We start from the raw sequence: 26,149 nt of genomic DNA, 5'->3' as shown, positions 1-26,149 counted from the left end.
GACAAAGGGGCGCGAGACGATGAAGATGTTGACGCGGCGTGGGTTTGCAGCCGGAGCGGCGTTGCTGCCGGTGTTTTCGGCCAGTGGCGTTCTGCGCGCGGCCGAGCCCGATCTCGCCGGTTTGCGCAATATCGCCAGCGGCGCGGTGGCGATCGGGCCGGGCGAGCGCAGCGCCCGCATCGCCCGCGCGCAGGCGCTGATGAACGCGCAGGGCATCGGCGCGGTGCTGATCGAATCGGGATCGAGCCTGGTCTATTTCACCGGGGTGACCTGGTTTCGCAGCGAGCGCCTGACCGCGGCGATTCTGCCGGTCGAGGGCGAGCCGTGCATCGTCACGCCGTTCTTCGAGGAACCCTCGGTCCGCCAGACGCTGGGCGTCGCGGCTGACGTGCGCGTGTGGCAGGAGGATGAGGATCCGCTGAAGCTGGTCGCGGGCTTCCTGCGCGAGCGCAAGCTGGCGGAGCGGCCGATCGGCATCGAGGAGACGGTGCGCTATTTCGCGGTCGACGGTCTGCCGCGGGCGCTGCCGGGGGCGAAGATCGTCTCGGCCAATCCGGTCGTGCGCGGGGTGCGGATGCGCAAGACCGCGCCCGAGATCGCGCTGATGCAGACCGCGACCGACGTGACGATCGCCGCCTATCGCTGGACCTGGCCGCGCGTGGAAAAGGGCATGAAGCCTGCGGACATCGCCGCGCTGATGAACGCCGCCACACGGCAATTGGGCGGGGCACCCGAATTCGCGTTGGTGCTGATCGGCCCGGCGGCGGCGCTGCCGCATGGCAGCCACGAACCGCAAGTGGTGGCGGACGGGCAGATCGTGCTGATGGATTGCGGCTGCACCGTGCAGGGCTATCAGTCCGACGTCTCGCGCACCTTCGTGTTCGGCAGCGCGAGCACGGAACAGCGCACGGTGTGGGATCAGGTGCGCGCTGGCCAAGCCACGGCCTTCGCCGCCGCCCAGGTCGGCACGCCGGCGGGGGCGGTGGATGATGCGGTGCGCGGGTTTTATGCGTCGCTCGGCTATGGGCCGGGCTATCGCTTGCCCGGCCTCTCGCACCGCACCGGCCACGGCATCGGGCTTGACGGGCATGAGCCGGTCAACCTCGTCCACGGCGAAACCATGCGGCTGGCCGAGGGCATGTGCTTTTCGGACGAGCCGGGCCTGTATCTGCCGGGCAAGTTCGGCGTGCGGCTGGAGGATTGCTTCCACATGACCGCGAGCGGGCCGAAATGGTTCAGCGTGCCGCCGACGTCGATTGATGCGCCGTTGGGGTGAGGGGGCGGGGGATGTAAGCTGGGTGGCCAATTGTGCCGAAGCAGCCGGATTGGTGGGACGCGGACGTCGCTTTCCATGCATCTGCCTGTTCGGTAGGCTTGGCATTCAGACGATTGGAACGGGGTGGGGATATGGTGAGACGCTCGTTCATCGCGGGCCTTGTCGGCGCAATCGGTTTTGGCAGAGTAAGGGCGAGTGAAATGGTCACGCGCTTCCCGCCAGTTCCAACATGGCACCCCTCATTTGAACAGCCGCTTGATGAAGTCGTCGGGCGCGTGAACTACTATACAAATGGCAAACGGGACTTCGTGGTCTTCACGCATGGCACTTGCATCATACTCGAAGATGGCCTGTCCGACGCGGGTGCCAGCGCCTTCGCGTTAAAGACGCTTGCCGAAATACTTGGCTTCCATCCGGATATGAACCCTGCGCCTATGGACGATGGGAACATCATTGTTCGCTACAACCATCCCGCCGTGAACGTTGTATTGAACGCGGTAGCCAAGACTCACTGGTCAGAGATTGAGAGAATGCATTTGGAAGGGCTCACGAAGTCTGAGGTTCTTATAACACCGCTTGGACCCAATAAGTTTGATGACTTTGGAAAACAGGCGCTTCTGGGCAGAGCGTATATGTTCATGGACGCTCAGCATCCGAAGATTAAAGCGATTCATCGCCATCGGTAGCGTCCGCTTCTGCTCGCAAACAGGCCGCCCGCGGTTTTGATGCTATGATCAGTTCGTCCCACCACACGCTTCCCCGACGAAGGCCGGGGCCCAGTGGTGGGCGGGTTATGGCGGGGGCTGGTCTTTCTTGCATCTGCCCTACCTACTGGGCCCCGGCCTTCGCCGGGGAAGCGCGTCTTGGGGCGGCGCGCTCCCGTCAGATCAACGCCGCCGAGAACGCGCTCTTATCGCCGTGCCAGCGCGCCACCGCCGCCGCCCGGTCCTTTTCCGCCGCTGCCGTCTGCCCCAGCGCTGTCAGCGCGTCGGCCCTGATCGACAGGCTCACCGGGTCGAGCGGGCGGCGGGCGAGGGCGGCGTTGGCTTGGGCGAGCGCTTGCTGGGCATCGCCCGTGGCCAGCAAAGCGGCGGCGAGGCTGCGTTCGGTTGGATACCACCACACGGGCGGATCATCGAAATGGACCAGGACCTTGGAGGTCTCGATCTTCGCCGCCGTGCGATACGCTTTCACCGCGTCGTCCGGGCGGTGTTCCAGCATGGCGGCGCGGCCTTCCAGCACGGCCTTGGCGATGCGCATCAGCGCGGTTGCCTGCAGGCTGGCATCTTCCTTGTCGGCGGGGCCAGCACGCAGCGGGATCGCTGCTGCTTCGGCACGGACTGCGGCGGCATTGCCGAGGCGCGCATAGGCTTCGCCGCGCGCATAATGGCGATAGGCGCGCAGGAAGCCGTATGCCGCGCCGGGTTCGGGCAGCGCCAGCACTGCCGCCGGATCGGCGAAGCGGCCTTGGGCGAAATAGGCGGTGCCGCCGACCATTTGCTGGAACGGATCGGATTTGGGTGCGCGCGACAGCGCCCCGAGGACGGGCTCGGACAGCGCCAATGCATCTTTCGCGTCGCCCGCGATCAACGCGCCGCCAATGCCGAAATGGACGTTGTGCGCATGGTAAGGCTGGCGGAACACGCCGTCGGGCTCGGGCGCATGCGCGGCCTTCGCATCGGCCACGCCCAGCGCCGCCGCGCGGACATTGGCGTCGGCGGCATCCTGATAGCGGCCGATCCAGTAATAGGTATGGCTCGGCATATGGATCAAATGGCTGGCGGCGGGGGCGAGCGCGGCGAGGCGGTCGGCATAGCGCTCGGCGCGGGCCGGGAAGCCGTTCATCTCGGTCGCGTGGATGTAGAAATGGATGGCGGGGGTGAAATCCGGGTTGCGCTTGAGCACCGTCTCGAGCAGCGCGACCGCGCGCGGCAGCGTGTCGCCGCGCTCGCCCAGCGCCGCCGGGATCATCCAGGCATCGGCGGCGAGCGTGAGCAGTTCGTCATTTTCGGGATGCGCGACCGCGATCGCTTCCATCGCGCGGGCGTAGGCGATGTCGCCGGGGCCTTTGCCGCCGCCATTTTTGTAGCGCAGCGCGAGGGCCGCGAGCAGTTGGCGTTCGAGCAGCGGGCCGCTCGCGGCCATCGGGATGGCGGCGTCGACCAGCTTGCCCATCTTCACTTGGGTGGCGGCGTCGACGGGGAAGTTGATCGTCGGGCCGCCCGACCAGGCTTCGCCCCAGCGGCACATCGCGCAGGCCGGGTCGAGTCGCGCGGCTTCGGCAAAGGCGGCGTGTCCGGCATCGTGCGCGAAGGCGTGGCTGAGTTGCAGGCCGTTGTCGAAAAACGCCTGAGCCTGCGGCTTGGCGGTGCGGATCGGGAGCGCGCCCGCGCCGAAGCCGGGCAGGATGCGCGCGACGCTGGGGGCGATGGTGTCGTCGCCGCAAATGGCGTGCGGCGGCGCGCTGGCGGTCGCGCGCGCCACTTCGGCCGTGGGGGCGAGCAACAGCAGCAGTGGCGCAATCTTCAACACGCGCATCACGGGTCCCCGGGCAAGTTCCCTGCGCGATAGCCGATCGCGACGAACCGAGCCATGCTTGAGATACGCACGCGCCTCGCCTAAGCACCGGGCATGACCCAGCTCTCGCTCTCGACCAACGACATTCGTCGCAGCTTCCTCGATTATTTCGCGGCCAATGGCCATGCGAAGGTCCCGTCCGCACCGTTGGTGCCGCAGAACGACCCGACGCTGATGTTCGTCAATGCCGGGATGGTGCCGTTCAAGAACGTGTTCACCGGCCTGGAATCGCGGCCCTATTCGACCGCGACGTCTTCGCAAAAGTGCGTGCGCGCGGGCGGTAAGCATAATGACCTCGACAATGTCGGCTATACCGCGCGGCACCACACTTTTTTCGAGATGCTCGGCAATTTCTCGTTCGGCGATTATTTCAAGGAACGCGCGATCACGCTCGCCTGGAATTTGCTGACCAAGGAATGGGGGCTCGACCCCAACCGGCTGACCGTCACCGTCTATCACACCGATGACGAAGCGTTCGATTTGTGGCGCAAGATCGCGGGATTGCCCGAAGAGCGCATCATCCGCATCGCCACCAACGACAATTTCTGGTCGATGGGCGACACCGGCCCGTGCGGGCCGTGCTCGGAGATCTTCTTCGACCATGGCGACCATATTTATGGTGGCCCGCCGGGAAGCCCCGAGGAAGATGGCGACCGTTTCGTCGAGATCTGGAACCTCGTCTTCATGCAGTTCGACCAGGCCGCCGATGGCACGCGCACGCCGCTGCCGCGCCCGTCGATCGACACCGGCATGGGGCTGGAGCGCGTGGCCGCCGTGCTGCAGGGCGTGCACGACAATTATGATACCGACACCTTCAAGGCGCTGATCGCGGCGTCGGTGGCGCTGTCTGGCGCGCCGCTGACGCCCGAGACGCAGGCGAGCCACCGCGTGATTGCCGATCATTTGCGCTCGTCGGGCTTCCTCGTCGCCGATGGCGTGTTGCCCGCCAATGAGGGGCGTGGCTATGTGCTGCGCCGGATCATGCGCCGCGCGATGCGCCATGCGCATTTGCTGGGCGCGAAGGAGCCGTTGATGCACCGGCTGGTGTCGGCGCTGGTTTCGGAAATGGGTGCGGCTTACCCCGAACTGGTGCGCGCGCAGGCGTCGATCGAATCGACCTTGCTGCAGGAAGAAACGCAGTTCCGCCGCACCTTGGTGAACGGTTTGCGGCTGCTGGAAGAAGCGACCGCAGGGATGGCCGAAGGCGACACGCTGCCGGGCGAGACCGCGTTCAAGCTCTACGACACGTTCGGTTTTCCGTATGATTTGACCGAGGATGCGCTGCGGCGCCAGGGCTTCGGGATCGATCGCGCCGGGTTCGACACCGCCATGGCCGAGCAGAAGCGCGCCGCGCGCGCCGCTTGGAAGGGATCGGGCCAGCGCGCCTCGGATGATGTGTGGTTCGACATTGCCGAAGCCAGCGGCAGCACCGAGTTCATCGGCTATGCCAGCGAAGAAGGCGAGGGCCAGGTCGTCGCGATCGTCAAGGATGGCGCGCGGGTCGAGCGCGCCGGGCCGGGGGAGACGGTCGAGATCGTCGTCAACCAGACGCCTTTCTATGCCGAGAGCGGCGGCCAAGTCGGCGATACCGGCACGCTGACGGGTGGCGGCGTGCTGGCGCATGTCGAGGATACGCGCAAATATCTCGGCCGCCTGTTCGCGCATCAGGCGAAGATCGAACAGGGCGAGATCGCGGTTGGCGATGCGCTGCATCTGACGATCGACAGCGGCCGGCGCGACCGGATTCGCGCCAACCATTCGGCGACGCACTTGCTGCACGAGGCGCTGCGCCAGCGGCTGGGGCTGCATGTCGCGCAAAAGGGCAGCCTGGTCGCGCCCGAGCGGCTGCGCTTCGACTTTTCGCAACCGACCGCGATCGACCCCGCCGCACTGGCGCAGGTCGAGGTCGACGTGAACCACCAGATCCGTGCCAACGGCCCGGTCACGACTCGCTTGATGACGCCCGACGAAGCGATCGCGGAAGGGGCGATGGCGCTGTTCGGTGAGAAATATGGCGACGAAGTGCGCGTCGTGTCGATGGGGCGCGAGGGCGACGAGATCTACTCGCTCGAACTGTGCGGCGGCACGCATGTCCGCGCGCTGGGCGACATTGGCCTGTTCACGGTGGTGAGCGAAGGCGCGGTGTCGAGCGGTGTGCGTCGCGTCGAGGCGCTGACGGGTGAGGCGGCGCGGTCTTACCTCACCTCGCGCGACGAGAAACTGCGCGAGGCGGCGACGGCGCTGAAATCCTCGCCCGACGAAGTACCGGCGCGCGTGGCGGCTTTGGTCGAGGACCGGCGGCGGCTGGAGCGTGAATTGGCCGAAGCCAAGAAGGCGCTGGCGCTGGGCGGCGGGGCCGGTGCGGCTGCGGCGGGGCCGGAAGAGGTTGGCGGCGTGCAGTTCCTCGGCCAGGTGGTCGAGGGGCTCGACCCCAAGGGCCTGCGCGGCGCGGTGGACGAGATGAAGCAGCGCGTCGGCTCTGGCATTGCGATGATCGTCGCGGTCAATGAGGGACGTGCGTCGGTGGCGGTTGGTGTGACGGCCGATCTGGTCGCGACGCGCAGCGCGGTCGATCTGCTCAAGATCGCGGTAGCGACGCTGGGCGGGCAGGGTGGCGGCGGTCGCCCCGACATGGCGCAAGGCGGTGGGCCGGATGGTGCGAAGGGTGCCGAGGCGGTTGCGGCGGTGAAGGCCGCGCTGGCACGCTAAGCGCTCACGCCGCAGTCTCGGTTGGCTGCGGCGGTTAGTCCTTGCTCAGGCGCGCGCGGATCAGGCGCGGCGCGACCTCCAGATCGGCGGCGGCCTTGATCTCCTGGCGCAATTCGGCGCGCTTCTCGTGGATCGAGACGATCACCGGGCCGACCGCGACGCCGAGATCGGTCAGCACTGCCTCGGCCAATTGCAGCGAGCTTTCCAGCGTCTCGGGCACTGCGTCGCTCGCGCCTGCTTTGTAAAGTTCGGCGGCATGGGCGGTGTCGCGGGCGCGCGCGATGATCGTCAGATCAGGCACCCACCCACGGACCCGCCGTGTGAGCGCAACGCTCAGCACCGGATCGTCCATCGTCAGGATCAGCGCGCGCGCGCGGCCGAGATTGAGCCGGTCGACCAGTTCCGGGCGCACGACATCGCCGAAAATCACCGGATAGCCATCGGCCCGCGCCGCCTTCACCGCATCGATATCGGCCTCCACCGCGACATAGGGCTGGCCGTGGACTTTCAGCATGTCGCATACCATCCGCCCGACGCGACCGAAGCCAATCACAACGGTGCCGGGGCCTTCCTCCGGGATCGACGCCTCCGGTGAATCACCCTGGCGACGCTCGATCCGCTTGGCCGCGCGTTTGCCAAGCAAGGCGAGCAATGGCGTGATCGTCAGGCCGATCGCGGTGACGGTCTGCCAGAAGCTGGCGAGGCCGGGCGCGAGCAGTTGCGCCTGCCCCGCCGCCCCCAGCACGATCAGCGTCGTTTCGGACGGGCTGCCCATCAACATGCCGGTTTCCGCTGCCACCCCACCCCGGATGCCGGCCAGCCGCAGCAAACCGAAAGTGACCAGCGCCTTGATCGCGACGACGGCGATGATGGCGAGCAGATACGATCCCCAGTCGGCGACGATCGCGCCGAGATCGACGCTCATGCCGACGGTGATGAGGAACACGCCGAGCGCCAGCCCCTTGAACGGCGCGGTCATCACTTCGACTTCGCTGTGGTAATTGGTTTCGGCGATCAGCAGCCCGGCGATCAACGCGCCGACGATCGGGGAGAGCCCGGCTGCCGTCGTCGCCAGGCTCGCGGCGATCACCACCAGCAACGACGCCGCGAGGAACAGTTCCGGGCTCTTGGTGCGCGCCGCCTGGGCGAACAATTTGGGCAGGAAGAAGCGCCCGCCGACGAACAGGATTGCGACCGTCAGGATCGCGCCGCCGCCAACGCGCGCGAATCCCATCCATCCGCCCGCCGCCGCCATCGGCCCCAGCGCGCCCAGAATGAAGATGATCGGCACCAGCGCCAGATCCTCGAACAACAGCATGGCAAACGCCGTACGCCCGACAGGGCTCGACGTGCCCGCGATCGGGAGCACCAGTGCGGTGGACGAAAGCGCAAGCGCAATACCCAGCGCGAACGATCCGGTCCACGCCACGTCCGTCAACAGGTGCAAGCCGGTACCGAGTATCAGCCCCGATCCGATCAATTCCGCCGCACCGGTGCCGAAGACAAGTCGGCGCATCGACCACAAGCGTTTGAACGACAACTCGAGCCCGATCGAAAACAGCAGCAGCACGATGCCGAATTCGGCAAAAGGCTCGATCGCGTGCGGATCGGAAATGGTGATGTGGTAAAGCCAGGGATAGCTGGGGACGAGCGCGCCCAGCCCCGACGGGCCGACCAGTAATCCGACGAGAATGAAACCGATGACCGGGCTGATCTTGGCCCGCGCAAAAGCGGGGATAACGAGCCCGGCTGCCCCCAGGATTACAAGGGCGTCGCTGAAACCGGTGGAGTTTAGGGGAGATGCCATTGCGCCACTGTACGCAACACATTGGCGGCTTGTCAGCTTTTGACTGACAAAAAAGACCTTTAGTGGCCGAAAGACGGTTCGGCGGCCACGGGTCCGTATCGGACGCGGTGGCCGCCAAGTAGATTTGGGAGGAGGGTTAGGCCGAAGCGCCCATCGCCTGTTCGAGATTGACGCGCACCTGCTCGAAGAACTGCTCGGTCGTCATCCACGGCTGATCGGGGCCGATCAGCAGCGCCAGATCCTTGGTCATGTGGCCGTTCTCGACGGTCTGGATGCAGACACGCTCGAGCGTCTCGGCGAATTGGGTCACCTCGGGGGTGCCGTCGAACTTGCCGCGATATTTCAGGCCGCCGGTCCAGGCGAAGATCGACGCGATCGGGTTGGTCGAAGTTGCCTTGCCTTGCTCGTGCTGGCGGAAGTGGCGCGTAACGGTGCCGTGGGCGGCCTCCGCCTCGACCGTCTTGCCATCGGGGGTGAGCAGCACCGAGGTCATCAGGCCGAGCGAGCCGAAGCCCTGTGCAACCTGGTCGGACTGCACGTCGCCATCATAATTCTTGCACGCCCAGACGAATTCGCCGTGCCACTTGAGCGCCGAGGCGACCATGTCGTCGATCAGGCGATGTTCGTAGACGATCCCCGCTTCCTTGAACTTGTCCTTGAACTCGGTCTCGAACACTTCGGCGAACAGATCCTTGAAGCGGCCGTCATAGGCCTTGAGGATGGTGTTCTTGGTCGACAGGTACACCGGCCATTTCAGGTTCAGGCCGTAATGCATCGAGGCGCGCGCGAAATCGCGAATCGAATCGTCAAGATTGTACATCGCCAGCGCGACGCCCGCCGACGGGAATTGGAACACTTCGCGGTCGATCACTTCGCCGTCATCCCCGTCGAACACCAGGCGCAGCTTGCCCGGGCCGGGAACGAGGAAGTCGGTCGCGCGATACTGATCGCCGAATGCGTGGCGGCCGACGACGATCGGGTGCGTCCAGCCTGGGATCAGGCGGGGCACGTTCTTGATCACGATCGGCTCGCGGAAGATGGTGCCGCCGAGAATGTTGCGGATTGTGCCGTTGGGCGACTTCCACATCTTCTTCAGGCCGAATTCCTCGACGCGGGCCTCGTCGGGGGTGATCGTCGCGCATTTCACGCCGACGCCGTATTTCTGGATCGCCTTTGCGCTATCGACCGTGATCTTGTCGTCGGTCGCATCGCGGCTCATCATGCCGAGGTCGTAATATTCCAGATCGATATCGAGATAGGGGAGAATGAGCCGTTCGCGGATCCACTGCCAGATGATCCGCGTCATCTCGTCGCCATCGATTTCCACGACGGGCGTCTTCACCTTGATCTTCGCCATCACGATCTTTCCTATGGGAGTTTCGAGGAGCGTCTAGGAGCATGGCGCGCGGCGATCAACCCGGTGCGGAACGGCAGGAGCGCGGGATGATGATTGTGGCACGGGGACGTGTGGGGTAGGGAAGGGGGATGCTTCCTCCCGAAACACCAAATCCGTCCGCCGAAGCCGTGAAATGGCGCATCCCCGATCTGCACCCGGAAGGGCGCAAATATGTCGCCATCGCCGGGGTGATCGCGCTGGTCGCATTGGTCTGGTTCGGCTGGTTCGTGGCGTGGCCGTTGATCGGCATCACCTTATGGGTCGCCTTGTTCTTTCGCGATCCGGTACGCGTAACGCCGAGCGGCGAGGGGCTGATCGTATCTCCTGCCGACGGGCTGATTTCGATGATTCAGCGCGTACCGGTGCCGCGCGAACTGGCCGGCCCGAATGGCCTGGGCGATGCGCCGCTGGTGCGCGTGTCGGTGTTCATGTCGGTGTTCGACGTCCATATCAACCGCACGCCGATCGCGGGAACGGTGAAGCAGGTTGTCTATATCTCGGGCAAGTTCGTGAATGCCGAGCTCGACAAAGCAAGCGAGGACAATGAGCGTCAGCATATCGTCGTCGAAGGCCGACCGGCTGCGGATGGCACCGTGCGGCGCATTGGTTTTACGCAAATTGCTGGCCTGCTCGCGCGTCGGATCGTGCCGTTCGTCAAGCCGGGCGACATGGTCGCGGCGGGGCAGCGCATCGGTTTGATTCGCTTCGGCAGCCGGGTTGACGTCTATCTGCCCGATGATTGCGCGTGCCAGGTTGTGCTTGGCCAGCGGAGCGTAGCGGGCGAAACGATCCTTGGCCGCGTAGGCGGCACTATGGCGGCCGGGATCGCGCAGTGATGCGACGGATTGTCATCGCATGAGGTCTCCGTATCGGCGCGGCGCGGCACGGGGGCTGCCACTGCGCGCGGTTGCGCCCAACGCCGTTACCGCGCTTGCTTTGTGTTCCGGCCTGACCGGCATTCGCTTCGCGATTGCCGGTCAGTGGGAAACCGCAGTCGTGATGGTGATGATCGCCAGCGTGCTCGACGGGATCGACGGGCGGATCGCGCGCATGGTGCGCGGCGAGAGCCGCTTTGGGGCCGAGCTCGATTCGCTGTCGGATGCCATTTCGTTCGGCGTATCGCCCGCGCTGATCCTCTATTTGTGGTCGCTGAAGGATCTGCCCCGCGTCGGCTGGCTGTGCGCGCTGGTGTTCGCGGTGTTCTGCGCGCTGCGTCTCGCCCGGTTCAACGCAGCGATCGACGTGGTGGAGCAACCGCATAAATCCGCAGGTTTTTTGACTGGCGCGCCCTCTCCGGTCGGTGCCGGGCTGGCGATGCTACCCCTTTATTTGTGGTTCTGGACCGGTCTCGACTGGTGGCGTTCGCCGCTGATCGTAGCGCCCTGGGTCGCGCTGATGGCAGCGTTGATGGTGTCGAGCGTCGCGACCTTCAGTTGGTCTTCGCTGCGTTTGCGCAACAATATCCGCTTCGAAGCAATTGCGGTGGTGGTTCTACTGGGGGCAGCGCTCATCTCCGCTCCCTGGCACACGCTCAGCTTCCTGTGCGTCGCATATCTCGCGACATTGCCGTTCAGCATCGTCGCCTATGCCCGGGTCAAGCGGCTGCGCGCAGCGGCGTCCGTGCCAGCGCTGGGGCGGTCGTCCCCCGCACCCGCAGACGCGGCTCCCTGACCGTTACCTGCGTTTGGAGAGCAGCGAGAGGGTCGGCTCCATCGCGCAAGATCGCGACGATCCGCGGCAGCGCAGGTGCCAGGGTCAGGTAGAAAACAGCAAGGCTCGCGGCGAAGGCACTCGCGAACACCAGAAAACTCACAACGGCCATCGTTCAACTCCTTCATTCACGGTGAAGAGTCACAAAGTCGCAACATTCACGGGCCGTGTTCCGTTCCACGTTCCGCTCTGAGACCCGTTATGTTCTCATTGCGTTCCGTCGTCAAGCGCATTGCCGGACTTGATTTGCCGGAGCGTCTCGGATAAAGGGCGCGCCTTCACACCGCATGGGAAGCACACATCACCGGTGTCCGAGCAGGTTCGCCTGTCCGGATTACTCGCTTCCCAGAGGATCAACCGGAAAGGAACTACCTTATGGCGGCACCTGTCGTCTCCATGCAGCAATTGCTCGAAACGGGCGCGCATTTCGGCCACCAGACGCACCGCTGGAATCCGAAGATGAAGCCCTACATCTTTGGCGACCGCAACGGCGTCCACATTCTCGATCTCTCGCAGACCGTTCCGCTGTTCGCGCGCGCGCTCGAATTCGTCGCAGCGTCGACCGCCGCTGGCGGCAAGGTGCTGTTCGTCGGCACCAAGCGCCAGGCGCAGGAGCCCGTTGCAGAAGCAGCCCGTCGTTCGGGCCAGCATTTCGTCAACCATCGTTGGCTGGGCGGCATGCTCACCAACTGGAAGACCATTTCGGGTTCGATCAAGCGCCTCAAGACGCTGGAAGAGCAGCTTTCGGGCGACACGCACGGCCTGACCAAGAAGGAAGTGCTGCAGCTTACCCGTGAGAAGGACAAGCTCGAGCTGTCGCTCGGCGGCATCCGCGACATGGGCGGCATTCCCGACGTGATGTTCGTGATCGACGCCAACAAGGAAGAGCTGGCGATCAAGGAAGCCAACACGCTGGGGATCCCGGTCGTCGCGATCCTCGATTCGAACGTTTCGCCCGACGGCATCGCCTTCCCGGTTCCGGCCAATGACGACGCCAGCCGCGCCATCCGCCTGTATTGCGAAGCGATTGCGATCGCCGCGACCCGCGGTGGCCATGAGCAGCTGTCGCGTCGCCAGGACATCGGTTCGATGGAAGCTCCGCCCGCCGAGGAAGCGCTGAGCGTTGCTCCGGCTGCGGCCGCCGACATTACGCCGGCAACCGACGCGGCTCTGCAGGCCGAGCTGGCTGCGGAAACCGAGCGCCAGATCGACGCGTAAGCGTCGCAGAACTGACATACGGACGGGGTAGGGCGCGGCTCTATCCCGTCCAAAACCATATTCTACTGAGATAAGGACCAACGACATGGCCGAGATCACGGCAGCTGCGGTAAAGGACCTGCGCGAAAAGAGCGGCGCGGGCATGATGGATTGCAAGAAGGCGCTGACCGAAGCCAATGGCGACATGACGGTGGCGATGGACTGGCTGCGCGCCAAGGGCCTCGCCGCGGCCGCCAAGAAGTCCAGCCGCACTGCGGCCGAGGGCCTGATCGGCGTCGAAGTATCGGGCACCAAGGGTGCTGCGGTCGAAGTGAACTCGGAGACGGATTTCGTCGCCAAGAACGAGCAGTTCCAGACCTTCGTTCGCGACGTGACTTCGGTCGCGCTCGAACTGGGTGACGATATCGCGACGATCAAGGCCGCCCCGCTGGGTGCCAAGACGGTCGAGGAAATCCTGACCAACAACATCGCCACGATCGGCGAGAACCAGAACCTGCGTCGCGCCAAGCGCCTCGAAGTGTCGGCTGGCGCGGTTGTTCCCTACATCCACAACGCAGCGGCCCCCGGCCTCGGCAAGATCGGCGTGCTCGTCGCGCTGGAGAGCGAAGCGGGCAAGGATGTGCTCGAGCCGCTCGGCAAGCAGATCGCCATGCACATCGCAGCAGCCTTCCCGCTGGCGCTGAACGAAGATGGCCTCGACCCCGAGATCGTCGAGCGTGAGCGCGCGATCGCGACCGAAAAGGCAGCGGAAAGCGGCAAGCCCGCCGACATCGTCGCCAAGATGGTCGAGGGTGCGATCGCCAAGTATCGCAAGGAAAACGCGCTCGTCAGCCAGCTGCTGGTGATGGACGGCAAGACCAAGATCTCGGACGTCGTTGCCAATGCCGCCAAGGCAGCCGGCACCGCGATCGTGCTCAAGGACTATGTCCGCTTCCAGCTCGGCGAAGGCATCGAGAAGGAAACGAGCGATTTCGCGGCGGAAGTCGCGGCCGCTTCGGGTGTGCCGCAGGCGACTGCATAACACTCGGCCCCGCTCGCGCGCGAGGCCGCAAATGCCGAAGGGCCGTGCCGGTGAGGTGCGGCCCTTCGTGTATTCGATCTGCACGGTTTCCGCGCTTCCAATCGCAGTGCGTGCCCGATAAGGTCCGCGCCGCACCGCCCCCAGGGCGATCATGACCCTTTGCAGTCTGGAATGCCGTGACCACCCCGCACTTTAAACGTATTTTGCTGAAATTGTCGGGCGAGGTCCTGATGGGGGCCGGTGGCCTTTCGATCGACCCTGACGTCATTGCCCGTGTGGCCGCCGAAATCGCCGATGTGAAGCACCAGGGGTATGAACTCTGCGTCGTCGTCGGCGGGGGTAACATCTTCCGGGGTATTTCCGGCGCGGCGCGCGGCATGGACCGCGCCACCGGCGATTATATGGGGATGCTGGCGACCGTGATGAACGCGCTCGCCGTGCAGAACGCGCTGGAAAAGATCGGCGTCGAGACGCGCGTGCAATCGGCGATCCCCATGGCGTCGGTGTGTGAACCCTTCATCCGCCGCCGCGCCGAGCGCCATCTCGAAAAGGGTCGGATCGTGATTTTTGCAGCGGGCGTCGGCAGCCCGTTCTTCACCACCGATAGCGGGGCCGCGTTGCGCGCCGCCGAGATGAAGTGCGACGCCCTGTTCAAGGGCACGTCGGTCGACGGCGTCTATGATGCCGACCCGAAATTGGTCCCGACCGCCAAGCGTTTTGAAACCGTGAGTTACGGCACTGTGCTCGCGCAGGATCTCAAGGTGATGGACGCGAGCGCGATCGCGCTTTGCCGCGACAACAAAATCCCGATCGTCGTCTTCAACATCCGTCAGCCCGGCAATCTTGCTGCGGTTCTGCGCGGTGAAGGCGTGTCGACGGTCGTTCAAACCACAGCAGGAGATTAAGTCATGGCCGCTTATGACAAGGCCGATCTCGAACGCCGCATGGCGGGCAGTGTCGAATCGTTGAAGGGCGATCTCGCCGGTCTGCGCACCGGACGCGCATCGACCTCGCTGCTCGATCCCGTCACCGTCGAGGTCTACGGCGCGCAAATGCCGCTCAATCAGGTGGCGACCGTGTCGGCACCCGAGCCGCGGATGCTGTCGGTACAGGTGTGGGACAAGTCCAATGTCGGCCCGTGCGACAAGGCGATTCGCTCGGCCGGGCTCGGGCTCAACCCGATCGTCGATGGCACCACCCTGCGCTTGCCGATTCCCGATCTGACCGAGGAGCGCCGCAAGGAGTTGGCCAAGCTCGCGGGTAAATATGCCGAGGATGCGCGCATCGCCGCGCGCAATGTGCGTCGTGACGGCATGGATTCGCTCAAGGTCGATGAAAAGAAGGGCCTGTTCGGCGAGGACGAGCGCAAGAAGCTCGAAACCGAAGTGCAGAAGCTGACCGACAAGACGATTGGCGAAATCGATGCGGCGGCGAGCGCCAAGGAAAAGGAAATTTTGGGCAAGTGAGGCCATTTGCCGCCTCTGCTCCCGAGTTGGTGACCGGCAAGGGCGCGGGGGTGTTGCCGCGCCATGTCGCGATCATCATGGATGGCAATGGGCGCTGGGCCAAGAAACGCCATTTGCCGCGGGTCGCTGGCCATCGGCAAGGCGTCGAAGCGGTGCGTCGTATCTCGCGTGCTGCGCGCGCGATGGGGATTGAGGCGCTGACGCTCTATGCCTTTTCGAGCGAGAACTGGCGACGCCCGGAGAGCGAAGTCAGTGACCTGATGGGGTTGCTGCGGCTGTTCATCCGCAATGACCTTGATGAGATGGTGCGCGACAATGTGCAACTGCGGGTGATTGGCGATTATCGCCGGTTCACCCCCGATCTGGTCGAACTGATCGACACCGCAGTCGCGCGTACCGCAGTCAACACCGGGCCGATCCTGGTGATCGCGCTCAATTACGGCGCGCAAGCGGAGATTGCGGCGGCCGCGCGGCGGCTTGCGGAACGCGCGCAAGCAGGCACGCTCGATCCGACGACGATCGACGAAGCCGTGTTCGAGGACGAGCTCGACACGCGCGACCTGCCGCCGCTGGATCTGTTGATTCGCACCTCCGGTGAGGTCCGTTTGTCCAACTTCCTGTTGTGGCAAGCGGCCTATGCCGAATTGCTGTTCGTCGATACGCTGTGGCCCGATTTTGACGCAGATACGCTGGCTGCTGCGGTCGAAACCTTCGGACAGCGGCAGCGTCGGTTCGGGGGCCTGTGACGCCACCTCCCGTGACGCCGCTTGCCGAGCCGCGTGGCCCGTCCAATCTGACGCTGCGCATCATCGTCGGGATCGCGCTGGTCGCGGTCGCATTGACCGGCGTTGTATTGGGCGGGATCGCATTCTGGCTACTTTGCGTGGTGCTCGGCATCGTCATGATGGGGGAATGGGCGGGACTGCAGTCCGCGCCGAACGAGACCAAGCGGCTTGCGCAATATGCGTTGTCGGTGCCGCTTGCGATTATGGCCCCCGTAATTGGTGCGGGAGCGGGGTTTCTCACGCTCGGCTTGCTAATCGGCGCGGGCTTCTTCGTGGTGATCGTGACCGGGCGGCGCGGGCTGGCGCAGGGCATCTTCTATGTCGGGCTGCCGATCATGGCCTTGCTGGTGATCCGGCGGCAAGATGAGGGTATTCTCTTTACGCTGTGGGCGCTGGCGTTGGTGTGGGCATGCGACATCGGTGCCTATGCGGCGGGTCGCGTTATAGGCGGGGCGAAGATTGCGCCGGCCATCAGCCCGAACAAGACCTGGGCCGGGCTGGGCGGTGGCGTTTTGGCGGCGGGCCTGTTCGCCGCGTTCCTGCATTATCGCTATGGCTTGCCGGTGCGCATGACGCTGGCGACGCCGGTGCTGGCAGTGTTGGCGCAGGCCGGGGACTTTTACGAAAGCTGGCTGAAGCGGCGGGCAGGGGTGAAGGATAGCGGCTCGCTGCTGCCCGGGCATGGCGGGGTGTTGGACCGCCTTGACGGGCTGGTGCCGGTCGCGCCGGTCGCTGCGTTGCTGGTGCTGTTACCGAAGGTATATTGGTGGTGAAGACGATAACGATCCTTGGGGCAACGGGCTCGATCGGCACCTCGACGCTCGACCTGGTCGAGCGCGAGCCGGACCGGTTCGAGGTTCTGGCGCTGACCGCCAATCGCGATGTTGCGGGACTGGCGGCGGCGGCGATCCGCACGCGCGCGAAGCTGGCCGTGGTGGCGGACGAGGCTTGCCTGCCCGATCTGCGGGCGGCGCTGGCAGGCACCAACATCGGCACTGCGGGCGGACGCTCGGCTGTGGTCGAGGCGGCCAGCCTTGGGGCCGATATCACGATGGGCGCGATCGTCGGCTGTATCGGGCTGGAGCCGGTGATGGCGGCGATTGCGGGCGGCAAGACCGTGATCCTCGCCAATAAGGAACCGTTGGTCTCGGCGGGCGATGTCGTGCTGGCGGCGGCGGCCCGGCATGGCGCGACCTTGCTGCCAGCCGATTCCGAGCACAACGCGATCTTCCAATGCTTCGATGCCGCACGGCCCGAGCGCGTGCGCCGCATCATCCTGACCTGTAGCGGCGGTCCGTTCCGTACCTGGACGACCGAGGCGATGCGCACCGTCACCCCCGAACAGGCGGTCGCGCATCCGAACTGGTCGATGGGCGCGAAGATTTCGATCGATTCGGCCACCTTGTTCAACAAGGGGCTGGAGTTGATCGAGGCGGCGCGGTTGTTCCCGGTGCCGCATGATTCAATCGAAATCGTCATTCATCCGCAATCGGTGATCCATTCGCTGGTCGATTATGTCGATGGCTCGGTGCTGGCGCAGATGGGTCCGCCCGACATGCGCACGCCGATCGCGCACTGCCTCGCCTGGCCCGATCGCATGGCGACGCCGATGGCTCCGCTCGATCTCGTTGCAATCGGGCGGCTCGATTTCGAGGCGCCCGATGCTGAGCGTTTCCCCGCGATCCGGCTGACGCGGGCGGCACTCGACGCAGGGGGCGCACGCCCCGCGATCCTGAATGCGGCGAACGAGGTGGCGGTCGCGGCCTTTCTCGACCGGGAGATCGGCTTCCTCGAAATTGCCGCAATCGTCGAAGATACCCTGTCGGCATATGATCCGGCCGCACCGGAAAGCGTGGATGATGTTCTGGCGGTCGATGCCGAAGCGCGCAGCATGGCGCGCAGGCAGATTGCGGTTCGTGGCGGGGCGTTAAGAGGGACGAATGTGAAGGATATCGTCGCTTGAGCCATTCTCCCGGACTGCTGGTCACCCTTGTCGGCTTTGCGCTGGTGATCGGCCCGCTCGTCTTCCTGCATGAGATGGGGCATTATCTGGCTGGGCGGGTGTTCGGCGTGAAGATCGATGCCTTTTCGATCGGTTTCGGGCGCGAGCTGTTCGGCTGGACCGACCGACGCGGGACTCGCTGGAAGTTCAGCGTGCTGCCGCTCGGCGGCTATGTGAAGTTTGCGGGCGATCTCAACGCCGCCAGCACGCCCGACCCGGCATGGCTGGAATTGCCTGCCGAGGAGCGCGCACGCACGTTGCAAGGGCGTCCGGTGTGGCAGCGCGCGATCGTCGTGGCAGCGGGACCGATCACCAATTTCGTTGTCGCGGTTGTGATTCTGGCGGCGTTCGCGATGGCCTATGGTGTCGATCGTACCCCCTCCATCGTCGGCGGCGTCAGCCCCGGCAGCACGGCGGCAGCGATCGGCTTGCAGACCGGTGATCGAATCACCGCGATCGATGGGCGCGCGATCAACACTTTCGAAGATGTCTACGAATTCGCGGTGTTACGGCCCGGTTACCCGGTGGTGGTCGAATATGAGCACGCGGGAAGCCGGATTCGGCGCGTTGGCGTCCTGGGTACCGCCGTGCAGCGCGACAGTTTTGGCAACACCTTCAAAAAAGGGCTGCTCGGCATATCGCCGACCACCCCGGTGCCGCATCGGGTGGGCCTGTTCGAAGCACCGGTGGTCGGCGTCGAAATGACCGGCAGAATCCTGCGGTCCACGGTCGAAGGATTGGGCCAAATCCTTAGCGGGCGCCGCTCAACCGACGAACTTGGAGGGCCGCTCCGCATCGCCAAAGTGTCGGGCGAGCAATTCTCGCTGGGCTGGCCGGTGTTGATCTATTTCATCGCCGGTGTGTCGATTAATCTGGGATTCATCAACCTCTTGCCAGTCCCTCTGTTGGACGGCGGCCATTTGTTTTTCTACGCAATCGAGGCGATCCGGCGCAGGCCGGTCGCGCCGAATGTGCAGGAATGGGCGTTTCGTGCAGGATTGGCGGCGATTCTCGCCTTGATGGTGATGGTAACGTTTAACGATCTCGGCGCTTTCGGCCTGTGGAAGGCCCTGACCGGCTCTTGATCGGTTGACGCAGGTGAGGCAGGGCGGGCCGACGAGTTTTCGGCCACGCGGAATTTTCTCCGATTTGGGGTGGGATGTGACAGCAATCAAGGTTTCCAAATACGGCGCACGGGCCACCGCCGTGTTGCTCGCAGGCACGATGCTCACCGGCGTGCCGACCGTTGCGGTCGCGCAGACGACGGGCCAACCCGCGGCGACACCGCAGCCGGCACCGGCACCTGCACCAGCGCAGGTCGTCGCACCGGTCACCCGCACGATCAAGGCGATCCGGGTCGAAGGTTCGCAGCGTCTCGAACCCGAGACGGTGCTGTCTTACACCAAGCTGCGCACCGGTCAGGTCTTCACCAACGAGACGCTCGATCAGGCGATCAAGGATCTCTACGCCAGCGACCTGTTCGCCGATGTGACGATCGGCGGTGCCGAGACCGGCGACATCGTGCTGCGCGTGCGCGAAAACCCGATCATCAACCGCGTCATCTTCGAGGGCAATAAGCGGCTGAAGGAAGACAAGATCAAGAAGGAGGTGAAACTCGCCCCCCGCCAGATCTTCACCCGCACCGCCGTGCGTCAGGACGTGGCGCGCATCATCGAACTGTATCGCCGCCAGGGGCGCTTTGCCGCAGTCGTCGATCCCAAGATGGTGTCGCTCGACCAGAACCGCGTCGATGTCATCTTCGAGGTGACCGAGGGGCCGAAGTCGAAGGTCCGCCAGATCAACATCCTCGGCAACGAAGTGTTTTCCGACAGCAAGCTGCGCGAGCAGATGGCGACCAAGCAAGCGCGCCTGACGACGCTGCTCAGCTCGAACACCAGCTATGACCAGGATCGCCTGGCCTATGACCAGCAGAAGCTGCGCCAATTCTATCTGACCGAAGGCTATGCCGACTTCCGCGTCACTTCCGCCGTTGCCGAGCTGACCCCGGACAAGAAGGACTTCATCATCACTTATGTGGTGGAAGAGGGGAAGCGCTACAAATTCGGGGACGTGACCGTCGACAGCGACATTCGCGATTTCGACAACAAGCGGCTCGCGGCAAACCTCGGGATCAAGAAGGGCGACTGGTACAACGCCAAGAAGGTCGAGACCTCGGTCGATTCGCTTAGCGAGGCGGCGGGCCTGTTCGGTTACGCTTTCACCGAAGTGAATCCGGACTTCCAGCGTGACAAGGACACGCTGACGATGGGGATCAATTTCCACATCGCCGAAGCCAAGCGCACCTATGTCGAGCGCGTCGAAATCAACGGCAACACGCAGACTCAGGACAAGATCATCCGTCGTGAAATCCGCCTGTCGGAAGGCGACGCGTTCAACAGCTTCCAGGTCAAGCGTTCGCAGGACCGCATCAACTCGCTCGGTTTTTTCCAGGACAAGTTCGAGATCAAGCAGACGCAGGGGGCGGCCCCCGACCGTGTGGTTTTGACGGCCGATGTCGAAGAGAAATCCACGGGCGAATTGTCGCTGTCGGCAGGCTATTCCAGCCTTGAACAGTTCATCATTCAGGCGTCGATCAAACAACGCAATTTCCGCGGCAAGGGCCAGGAGTTGCGCGCCAGCGTCAATTATTCGACCTATTCCAAGTCGGTCGAGCTAGGCTTTACCGAGCCCTATCTGTTCAACAAGAATATCGCGATCGGCGGCGACATTTTCCGGCGCGATTACAACGCCTTCAACTATCTCGGCAATACGCGGCAGACCACCTACACGCAGGTGTCGACTGGCTTCCAGGTCCGTGCCGGTGTTCCGTTGACCGAATATTGGCAGCTCGCCGGGCGTTATGGCCTAAGCTATGACGAAGTCGGCCTCGACAAGAGCACCTATTTCAGCGACTCGAATAACGACGGCATTCGCGGCAATTCTCCGGGGGACACCTGCGAGCCGCTGCTTGCCGGCCGATATTTGTGCGACGCGATCGGTAATCGCTGGACGTCGTCGATCGGCTATTCGCTGGTGTTCGACAGCCTCAACAGCCGACTGCGCCCGACTGCCGGCCAGCGCTTCATCTTCAGCCAGGATTTCGCAGGGCTTGGCGGCGATGTGAAATATATTCGCTCGAAGATTGAAGGATCGAAATTCTTCAACATTGGTGCGGGGTTCATCGGGTCGCTCAATGCCGAGGGTGGTTACATCCATTCGCTGGAGAAGAGCCGTGGCGTTGGGATCGACAATGTCCGCATTACCGATCGCTTCTACCTGGGCGAGCCGGACTTCCGTGGCTTCGACATTCGCGGCGTTGGGCCGCGCGTCCAGCGCATCGGCTATACGACCGATGCGTCCGGCAACCAGACGCTGGTGACCGACCGTACCCAATTCGTCGACGACGCATTGGGTGGCCGGGCTTATTATCTCGGCAAATTCGAAATCGAGATTCCGCTCGGCGCGGGCGCGCGTGAGCTTGGGCTGCGGCCGTCCATCTATGTGCAGGCCGGTGCGTTGTTCGGCATCACATCGCCGGTTTTGTCGGGCAGCCAGTTTCCGACAACAGTGGACCCGGTCACGGGGCGGGTAACGTACCAGCCGTTGATCTCGCCGGTCTATGCGACCAACGGCCAGCCTTATTACACAGTGCCGGCGACCGATGCGACCAATCCCGGGGCAACCACGACGTGTCAGACCGGCTATTCTGCGACGATCGGCGGCACGTGCGTCGGCACATCGACCAATACGCCCTACACGACCACACAGGCTCCGTTCAAAGAAGTCTTCGGCGGCAACTCGGCGCGTCCGCGCATCTCGGTTGGCGCGGGCGTCAACTGGAACTCGCCGTTCGGGCCGCTGCGCATCGATCTTGCTTACGCTGTCCTCAAGGACAAGAGCGACGACTCCAAACTCATTACTTTCAACGTAGGGACACAGTTCTGATGAAAATGTATCAAAAGCTCATGCTCGGCTGCGCGCTGATCGCGCCGACGCTCGTTGCGGCGGGCTCTGCACAGGCGCAGGTTTCTGGCGTAGCGATCGCCGATCCGGAAACCGTGATCCTCACCGCCAAGGCACTCGATGCCGCCAACACCTCGATCGCGACGACCTACAAGGCACAGCTCGACCAGGCCAATGCTCGCCAGCAGGCTTTGCAGACCGAGTTGAACACGCTGTACGCGCCGCTTGACCTCAACAAGGACAAGAAGCTCGACGACGCTGAAATCGCCGCCGCCGAAGCCGCGAAGAACCCGGCACTGGCCAAGATCGAAGCGGCGCAGAAATCGGCCCAGACCGATCTCGCCCGCCTGCGCGGCCCGGCGATCCTCGCGCAGGCCTACGCGATCGAGCAGATCTCGCAGAAATATTCGGCTGCGATGAACGCGGTCGTGACCGCCAAGAAGATCAGCCTGTTGCTGTCGGCTAACACGGTGCAGTTCAGCACGCCCGCCGTCGACGTGACCGACGACATCAAGGCTGAACTCGACCGTACCAACCCGTCGGTTCCGATCACGCCGCCGGCCGGGTGGCAGCCGAGCCAGCAGACCCAGCAGCTCCTCCAGCAATATTTGCAACAGCAGCAATATGCCGCCGCGATCCAGGCACGCCGCGCTGCGGCCGCCGCGCCGGCACCGACCGGCAAGGCACCGCAGGGCCGCTGAGCGACACGATGGCGGATGCAGACGAAACAGGGCGGGGCGCAATCGGCCCGCTCGACATTGGGCGAGTGATGGCGGCATTGCCGCATCGCTACCCGATGCTGTTGGTCGACCGTGTCGAGGATCTTATCCTCGACCGGTCGATCACCGCGATCAAGGCGGTGACGATCAACGAGCAGTTCTTCCAGGGGCATTTCCCAGGACGACCGATCATGCCCGGCGTGCTGATCGTCGAGGCGATGGCGCAGGCTGCGGGGATTCTCGCGGTCGAGTCGCTGGGGCTCGCGGGCTCGGGCAAGCTCGTCTATTTCATGGCGATCGACGGGGCGAAGTTCCGCAAGCCGGTCGAACCCGGGGTGCTGCTCAAGCTCGAGGTCGAATTCGTCCAGAAGCGTTCCAGCGTGTGCAAATTCGCCGGACGCGCGACGATCGACGGGCAATTGGCGGCCGAGGCGAACTTCACCGCGATGATCGCCGACCCGCCCAAGGCATAACGGCCGCACAAGACGCATTGCTACACGGCGCGGGCTCTGATAGGGCCCGCGCCTTCGCTGCTGGTCGGTAACCAGCGGCCTTTCGGAGATTTACGACGTGAAAAAAGGCATTCACCCCGATTATCACACCATCACGGTGCAGATGACCGACGGCACGCAGTTCCAGACCCGCACGACCTGGGGCAAGGAAGGCGATCTGATGACGCTCGACATAGATCCGCTCGCGCATCCGGCCTGGACCGGTGGTCGCGGCACGATGCTCGATTCGGGCGGCCAGGTTGCGCGCTTCAACAAGCGTTTCGGCGCGATGTCGTCGATCGGCAAGAAGTAAGCTTCTTCGCGTCGTTAACGACGCATTAGCGATAGTCGCCTACTCTTCCCTCCTCGCGGTTTTCGCGGGGAGGGACGTTAAATGATTGCCGCCGAATTCGAACCTGTCGTCCAGACCGATCGCCGCCGCAGTCCGCGTGCGCCGATCTCGCTTGACGCAAAGCTGGGTCGTGGCGGATTCGATCGCGCGCTGTGCAAGGTGACCAACGTGTCGCTGCATGGTGCCAAATTGCACACATATTCCCCGATGAAAAAGGGTGCCAGGATCTGGCTGACCTTGCCGCGTATCGGGCAAGTCATCGCCACGATCGTGTGGGCCGATGATTTCGAAGCCGGTTGCCAGTTCCAGGAACCGCTCGACGACACCACTTTTGCAGCATTGACCGGCGCGAACGTCGAATTTGTCTGAGCAGCTCACGGCTGGGCGGTGCCGCGTTGCGCGGGTGTCCCGCATTTAGACGCCGCTAACCAAAAGAAGCACTGGTCGAAATCGTAAACGCGGCGTTAACCTGTTGCCATGCAACGGACCCTCTCGCTCGCCGCGCCCAGCGCCCGTCACCCGTTCCGCCGCTCCGTCGTAACCGGGCGGGTAGAGCGCGCGCGGGTCCGCGATGAGGGCGACATCAGACTGTTCGCGCTCAGCTTCACAGCCTTCTTCGTGTGCTTCTACACGTTCATTTTCTGAAGCGGCGAGTCGCCGCCGTTTGAGCTGGGTCGTCAGTCGCAGGCGAGGTGCAGCTTTTGCGCCAGCCACGCCGATACAGGACACATCGCCGCCACGATCAGCAGCATGTTTTCGGGCGATAGCCCGGCGACCGCCAGTCCCTGCACCGCCACCGCACCGATGGTCATCGCGCCGGCATTGACGACATTGTTGGCGGCGACGGTGCGGGCGGTTTGATCCTTGGTCACCGTGGTGGTGAGGAAGGCGTAAAGCGGAACGACGAACATGCCGCCGGTCACCGCAATTCCCATCAGTGCCACAATCACCAGCACAGCGCGGGGAATCTCGATAAAGGTCATCACGTCGTACAGCGTGCCGTGCGGTGCGGCGGGCCAGTCGCGGCAGAGGAACGAGAAAGCGACGATAAACGCGCCCATCGCCAGCACCGAGGCAGGGGCATATTTCGCCGAGGTGTGGCCTTTCAGCAGCGCGTTGATCAGCACCGATCCGACCGCGACACCAATCGAAAACAGCGCGATCATCAGCGTCAGGACATGTTTGTCGGCCGTCAGCACATTCTTGGCGAGCGGCTGGAAGATGATGATGAGCACTGCCCCCATCGTCCAGAAGAAGCTGATCGCGCAGATAGCGAGGAACAGGCGGCGGATGTGCATCGTCGCGGAAATCAAGCGCCACGACGACGTGAAGGGATTGTAGCTCACCACCAGTTCGCGGCCTTCGCGCAGTGCGGGCGGGATTTGCAGCGATGCGATCCAGCCGACCGCTGCGACCACCAGTACCACGATCGCGGCATGCTGCACGGCGATGAACCCGCCGAGCACGGTGCCGATCAGGATCGCGAGATAGGTGCCCGATTCGACCAGACCAGTGCCGCCCAGCACTTCATCCTCATGCAGATGCTGCGGCAGAATCGCGTATTTGATCGGACCGAAAAACGCCGAGTGCACGCCGAGGAACAGCACTGCGGCCAGCATCAGTACCAGCCCGGCGGTGGTATACCCCGCCCAGGCGATCATCAGTCCGCTCGCCCCGACGATCATGATGCCGATCTCGGCGGTCTTCACCACCCGGATAATCTTGGCCTTGTCGTGCGTGTCAGCCAATTGCCCCGCAAGCGCGGACAGCAAGAAAAACGGCAGGATACCAAGCGCGGTCGCGAATGCCGTGAAATTCTGCTCAAGCCGTTGGTCGGCGAAAATCCGGTAAATGGCGAATTGAACCATCACCGTCTTGAACAGATTGTCGTTGAACGCCCCAAGGAACTGCGTGACGAACAAGGGCAGAAATCGGCGCTCTTTCAGCAAGCCGAGCGCGTTGAGCATGATGTGTTTCGAGGCCTCGATATCGCGAAATAAGGACCGCCCATAGCCCAGCCGGGCTAGCGCCAGCAACCCGCTTGTCATGTTGGGGTTTCGCGCGCGGGATCGGGCGAGTAGAGCGGGTGTGTGCTGACCTTACCCAACTTGCTCACCCTGTCGCGGATCGTCGCGGTGCCGCTGCTTGCCTGGTTCCTGTGGTGGCCGGGCTGGGCGGAGGGCTATGCAGCGGGATTCGTGCTGTATTGCCTGATGGGCATCACCGATTATTTCGACGGGTATCTCGCGCGGGCCAACGGAACGGTGTCGAAGCTCGGCGTGTTCCTTGACCCGATCGCCGACAAGATCATGGTCGCGGCCGTCATCCTGCTGCTGGTGGGCACCCGCGATGGCAATCCGGCGGTTATCCAGGGCGTGCATCAGATCGCCGCGCTGATCATCCTGCTGCGGGAAATCACGGTGTCGGGCCTACGCGAGTTCCTCGCGCAATTGCAGGTGTCGGTGCCGGTGTCGCGGCTCGCCAAATGGAAAACCACCCTGCAGATGGTGTCGCTGGGAGCGTTGATTCTGGGTGGCGCGGTGCCGCTCTACCCGTGGGTGGCGCACGTCGGCCTGGTTACCCTGTGGGGCGCAGCGGTGCTGACGGTGATCACCGGTTGGGACTATCTGCGCGTCGGCCTGAAGCATATGGACTGA

At 64.0% G+C, this 26,149-nt stretch carries 24 protein-coding genes; 20 read left to right on the top strand and 4 right to left on the bottom strand.

Features of this window, described 5'->3' with window-relative positions; translation table 11 throughout:
• The first annotated feature begins 19 nt into the window (after positions 1 to 19).
• Entirely contained in the window at positions 20 to 1,276 is a 1,257-nt protein-coding gene (locus tag ACP7BY_RS00515) for a M24 family metallopeptidase (protein ID WP_033964584.1), read from the top strand.
• Positions 1,277 to 1,476: 200 nt separating this feature from the next.
• Positions 1,477 to 1,962, top strand: coding sequence for a hypothetical protein (locus ACP7BY_RS00510; protein WP_137902600.1), 486 nt, complete (start codon positions 1,477 to 1,479; stop codon positions 1,960 to 1,962).
• A gap of 196 nt (positions 1,963 to 2,158) precedes the next feature.
• Here the strand turns inward: ACP7BY_RS00510 and ACP7BY_RS00505 are convergent, their stop codons facing one another.
• Positions 2,159 to 3,814, bottom strand: a complete 1,656-nt coding sequence (locus ACP7BY_RS00505; protein ID WP_249340820.1) for a hypothetical protein — start codon at positions 3,812 to 3,814, stop codon at positions 2,159 to 2,161.
• Positions 3,815 to 3,907: 93 nt separating this feature from the next.
• Here ACP7BY_RS00505 and alaS point away from each other — a divergent pair, with 93 nt between their 5' ends.
• A complete protein-coding gene (gene alaS, locus ACP7BY_RS00500) occupies positions 3,908 to 6,562 on the top strand; it encodes an alanine--tRNA ligase (RefSeq protein WP_033964588.1) in 2,655 nt (884 codons plus the stop codon).
• A 34-nt stretch (positions 6,563 to 6,596) separates the two neighbouring features.
• On the opposite strand, the gene ACP7BY_RS00495 is transcribed toward alaS, so the two are convergent.
• Entirely contained in the window at positions 6,597 to 8,369 is a 1,773-nt protein-coding gene (locus ACP7BY_RS00495; RefSeq protein WP_033964590.1) for a cation:proton antiporter, read from the bottom strand.
• Between the two features lie 136 nt (positions 8,370 to 8,505).
• Complete coding sequence (locus tag ACP7BY_RS00490; RefSeq protein WP_010403143.1) at positions 8,506 to 9,726, bottom strand: NADP-dependent isocitrate dehydrogenase; 1,221 nt, start codon at positions 9,724 to 9,726, stop codon at positions 8,506 to 8,508.
• A gap of 128 nt (positions 9,727 to 9,854) precedes the next feature.
• On the opposite strand from ACP7BY_RS00490, the gene ACP7BY_RS00485 reads away from it, so the two are divergent.
• The 16 genes from ACP7BY_RS00485 (at position 9,855) to ACP7BY_RS00410 (ending at position 24,137) form a co-directional block, all read left to right on the top strand.
• Positions 9,855 to 10,601: a phosphatidylserine decarboxylase gene (locus tag ACP7BY_RS00485; RefSeq protein WP_033964591.1), complete on the top strand. Its 747-nt coding sequence runs from the start codon at positions 9,855 to 9,857 to the stop codon at positions 10,599 to 10,601.
• A 19-nt stretch (positions 10,602 to 10,620) separates the two neighbouring features.
• Positions 10,621 to 11,436 carry a CDP-alcohol phosphatidyltransferase family protein gene (locus tag ACP7BY_RS00480; protein WP_137902602.1) on the top strand — a complete coding sequence of 272 codons (816 nt, stop codon included), beginning with the start codon at positions 10,621 to 10,623 and terminating at the stop codon, positions 11,434 to 11,436.
• Between the two features lie 414 nt (positions 11,437 to 11,850).
• On the top strand, positions 11,851 to 12,693 hold the full coding sequence (rpsB, locus tag ACP7BY_RS00475) for a 30S ribosomal protein S2 (protein WP_126845667.1): 843 nt from the start codon (positions 11,851 to 11,853) through the stop codon (positions 12,691 to 12,693).
• An 85-nt stretch (positions 12,694 to 12,778) separates the two neighbouring features.
• Positions 12,779 to 13,714: a translation elongation factor Ts gene (gene tsf / locus ACP7BY_RS00470; protein WP_033964595.1), complete on the top strand. Its 936-nt coding sequence runs from the start codon at positions 12,779 to 12,781 to the stop codon at positions 13,712 to 13,714.
• Between the two features lie 176 nt (positions 13,715 to 13,890).
• Entirely contained in the window at positions 13,891 to 14,619 is a 729-nt protein-coding gene (gene pyrH, locus ACP7BY_RS00465; protein ID WP_033964598.1) for a UMP kinase, read from the top strand.
• 3 nt (positions 14,620 to 14,622) lie between these two features.
• On the top strand, positions 14,623 to 15,180 hold the full coding sequence (gene frr, locus ACP7BY_RS00460) for a ribosome recycling factor (RefSeq protein WP_033964599.1): 558 nt from the start codon (positions 14,623 to 14,625) through the stop codon (positions 15,178 to 15,180).
• On the top strand, positions 15,177 to 15,926 hold the full coding sequence (locus ACP7BY_RS00455; RefSeq protein WP_260591475.1) for an isoprenyl transferase: 750 nt from the start codon (positions 15,177 to 15,179) through the stop codon (positions 15,924 to 15,926). Before frr ends, ACP7BY_RS00455 begins: the two co-directional genes overlap by 4 nt.
• A gap of 11 nt (positions 15,927 to 15,937) precedes the next feature.
• Positions 15,938 to 16,738 (top strand): phosphatidate cytidylyltransferase, encoded by an 801-nt coding sequence (locus ACP7BY_RS00450; protein ID WP_033964601.1) that lies wholly within the window; start codon positions 15,938 to 15,940, stop codon positions 16,736 to 16,738.
• Complete coding sequence (locus ACP7BY_RS00445) at positions 16,735 to 17,928, top strand: 1-deoxy-D-xylulose-5-phosphate reductoisomerase (protein ID WP_033964603.1); 1,194 nt, start codon at positions 16,735 to 16,737, stop codon at positions 17,926 to 17,928. Before ACP7BY_RS00450 ends, ACP7BY_RS00445 begins: the two co-directional genes overlap by 4 nt.
• Positions 17,925 to 19,052, top strand: a complete 1,128-nt coding sequence (locus ACP7BY_RS00440; RefSeq protein WP_126845665.1) for a M50 family metallopeptidase — start codon at positions 17,925 to 17,927, stop codon at positions 19,050 to 19,052. Before ACP7BY_RS00445 ends, ACP7BY_RS00440 begins: the two co-directional genes overlap by 4 nt.
• Positions 19,053 to 19,128: 76 nt before the next feature.
• Positions 19,129 to 21,912, top strand: coding sequence for an outer membrane protein assembly factor BamA (bamA, locus tag ACP7BY_RS00435; protein ID WP_033964604.1), 2,784 nt, complete (start codon positions 19,129 to 19,131; stop codon positions 21,910 to 21,912).
• Positions 21,912 to 22,631 carry an OmpH family outer membrane protein gene (locus ACP7BY_RS00430; RefSeq protein WP_033964606.1) on the top strand — a complete coding sequence of 240 codons (720 nt, stop codon included), beginning with the start codon at positions 21,912 to 21,914 and terminating at the stop codon, positions 22,629 to 22,631. Before bamA ends, ACP7BY_RS00430 begins: the two co-directional genes overlap by 1 nt.
• Positions 22,632 to 22,639: 8 nt before the next feature.
• A complete protein-coding gene (gene fabZ, locus ACP7BY_RS00425; protein ID WP_033964608.1) occupies positions 22,640 to 23,122 on the top strand; it encodes a 3-hydroxyacyl-ACP dehydratase FabZ in 483 nt (160 codons plus the stop codon).
• 97 nt (positions 23,123 to 23,219) lie between these two features.
• Complete coding sequence (rpmE, locus tag ACP7BY_RS00420) at positions 23,220 to 23,453, top strand: 50S ribosomal protein L31 (protein WP_033964609.1); 234 nt, start codon at positions 23,220 to 23,222, stop codon at positions 23,451 to 23,453.
• Between the two features lie 81 nt (positions 23,454 to 23,534).
• Positions 23,535 to 23,861: a PilZ domain-containing protein gene (locus tag ACP7BY_RS00415; RefSeq protein WP_033964610.1), complete on the top strand. Its 327-nt coding sequence runs from the start codon at positions 23,535 to 23,537 to the stop codon at positions 23,859 to 23,861.
• 108 nt (positions 23,862 to 23,969) lie between these two features.
• Entirely contained in the window at positions 23,970 to 24,137 is a 168-nt protein-coding gene (locus ACP7BY_RS00410) for a hypothetical protein (RefSeq protein ID WP_156142994.1), read from the top strand.
• A gap of 32 nt (positions 24,138 to 24,169) precedes the next feature.
• On the opposite strand, the gene ACP7BY_RS00405 is transcribed toward ACP7BY_RS00410, so the two are convergent.
• Positions 24,170 to 25,459, bottom strand: a complete 1,290-nt coding sequence (locus tag ACP7BY_RS00405) for an MFS transporter (RefSeq protein ID WP_126845784.1) — start codon at positions 25,457 to 25,459, stop codon at positions 24,170 to 24,172.
• 123 nt (positions 25,460 to 25,582) lie between these two features.
• On the opposite strand from ACP7BY_RS00405, the gene pgsA reads away from it, so the two are divergent.
• Positions 25,583 to 26,149 (top strand): CDP-diacylglycerol--glycerol-3-phosphate 3-phosphatidyltransferase, encoded by a 567-nt coding sequence (gene pgsA / locus ACP7BY_RS00400; protein ID WP_033964611.1) that lies wholly within the window; start codon positions 25,583 to 25,585, stop codon positions 26,147 to 26,149.

It is taken from the genome of Sphingomonas sp. PSPC2-2 (genome assembly GCF_049897725.1).
Classification (GTDB): Bacteria; Pseudomonadota; Alphaproteobacteria; order Sphingomonadales; family Sphingomonadaceae; genus Sphingomonas.
This window is presented reverse-complemented; position numbering and strand designations above follow the sequence as displayed.

What these genes read in the sequence shown, in the direction of transcription:
- ACP7BY_RS00405 (WP_126845784.1), bottom strand. Translation starts at nt 25,459, where the DNA reads ATGCTCAACGCGCTCGGCTTGCTGAAAGAGCGCCGATTTCTGCCCTTG.
- ACP7BY_RS00510 (WP_137902600.1), top strand. Translation starts at nt 1,477, where the DNA reads ATGGTCACGCGCTTCCCGCCAGTTCCAACATGGCACCCCTCATTTGAA.
- ACP7BY_RS00490 (WP_010403143.1), bottom strand. Translation starts at nt 9,726, where the DNA reads ATGGCGAAGATCAAGGTGAAGACGCCCGTCGTGGAAATCGATGGCGAC.
- ACP7BY_RS00495 (WP_033964590.1), bottom strand. Translation starts at nt 8,369, where the DNA reads ATGGCATCTCCCCTAAACTCCACCGGTTTCAGCGACGCCCTTGTAATC.
- ACP7BY_RS00415 (WP_033964610.1), top strand. Translation starts at nt 23,535, where the DNA reads ATGATTGCCGCCGAATTCGAACCTGTCGTCCAGACCGATCGCCGCCGC.
- rpsB (WP_126845667.1), top strand. Translation starts at nt 11,851, where the DNA reads ATGGCGGCACCTGTCGTCTCCATGCAGCAATTGCTCGAAACGGGCGCG.
- fabZ (WP_033964608.1), top strand. Translation starts at nt 22,640, where the DNA reads ATGGCGGATGCAGACGAAACAGGGCGGGGCGCAATCGGCCCGCTCGAC.
- ACP7BY_RS00505 (WP_249340820.1), bottom strand. Translation starts at nt 3,814, where the DNA reads ATGCGCGTGTTGAAGATTGCGCCACTGCTGCTGTTGCTCGCCCCCACG.
- ACP7BY_RS00410 (WP_156142994.1), top strand. Translation starts at nt 23,970, where the DNA reads ATGCAACGGACCCTCTCGCTCGCCGCGCCCAGCGCCCGTCACCCGTTC.
- ACP7BY_RS00515 (WP_033964584.1), top strand. Translation starts at nt 20, where the DNA reads ATGAAGATGTTGACGCGGCGTGGGTTTGCAGCCGGAGCGGCGTTGCTG.
- ACP7BY_RS00480 (WP_137902602.1), top strand. Translation starts at nt 10,621, where the DNA reads ATGAGGTCTCCGTATCGGCGCGGCGCGGCACGGGGGCTGCCACTGCGC.
- tsf (WP_033964595.1), top strand. Translation starts at nt 12,779, where the DNA reads ATGGCCGAGATCACGGCAGCTGCGGTAAAGGACCTGCGCGAAAAGAGC.
- alaS (WP_033964588.1), top strand. Translation starts at nt 3,908, where the DNA reads ATGACCCAGCTCTCGCTCTCGACCAACGACATTCGTCGCAGCTTCCTC.
- ACP7BY_RS00430 (WP_033964606.1), top strand. Translation starts at nt 21,912, where the DNA reads ATGAAAATGTATCAAAAGCTCATGCTCGGCTGCGCGCTGATCGCGCCG.
- frr (WP_033964599.1), top strand. Translation starts at nt 14,623, where the DNA reads ATGGCCGCTTATGACAAGGCCGATCTCGAACGCCGCATGGCGGGCAGT.
- ACP7BY_RS00485 (WP_033964591.1), top strand. Translation starts at nt 9,855, where the DNA reads ATGCTTCCTCCCGAAACACCAAATCCGTCCGCCGAAGCCGTGAAATGG.